Source organism: Pseudomonas sp. HMSC067G02, assembly GCF_001813485.1.
GTDB lineage: Bacteria > Pseudomonadota > Gammaproteobacteria > Pseudomonadales > Pseudomonadaceae > Pseudomonas > Pseudomonas aeruginosa.
In genome coordinates this window covers 1-495 of sequence record NZ_KV812699.1, presented here as the reverse complement: position 1 = coordinate 495, position 495 = coordinate 1, and the positions used below count along the sequence as shown (strand labels likewise).

The window sequence follows — 495 nt, the reverse complement described above, 5'->3', positions numbered from 1 at the left end:
TAGCGGCGGGCGCGTTCCAGCCAGTTGCGCAGCACCTCCATGGGGTTCGCCGGCGGCGCCTCGAACTCCGGGAAAGGGGCTTCGATGGTCCCGGTGAGGGACTCGGAAATGTTCGCGTTGACGCCCATCATGGCGTTCCTCCGTTCTGCCCGTTCACAGGTAGGCCCGGCCTTCGGCGAAGGCCGCGCCGTTGCCCGACACTTCCACCGCCGAGACCCGCTCGCCGGCGCCCTCGGCGCGGGCGTACATGCGCGACGGCCGGCCGATCTCGACGCCCTGGAGGATCTCGATCTGCTGCCCGTAGGGGATCTGCCGGTGGCGCGCCAGGTGGATCGCCAGCGGCCCGGCGGCGGAGCCGGTGGCGGCGTCCTCGACCACGCCGTAGGCCGGCGAGAACATGCGGCTGCGCCAGTGCCGCCCGGCGCCGGCGAAGCAGTTCACCGCAAGGTCCGGGAAGTCGCACAGCGCGCGGTGGTCGGGGTGCAGCGCGGACAG

At 72.5% G+C, this 495-nt stretch carries 2 pseudogenes; both read right to left on the bottom strand.

What is annotated here, in order from left to right:
• A pseudogene (locus tag HMPREF2914_RS21125) lies at positions 1 to 128 on the bottom strand (phenazine biosynthesis protein); the annotation flags it as partial.
• 25 nt (positions 129 to 153) lie between these two features.
• A pseudogene (phzF, locus tag HMPREF2914_RS21120) lies at positions 154 to 495 on the bottom strand (phenazine biosynthesis protein PhzF); the annotation flags it as partial.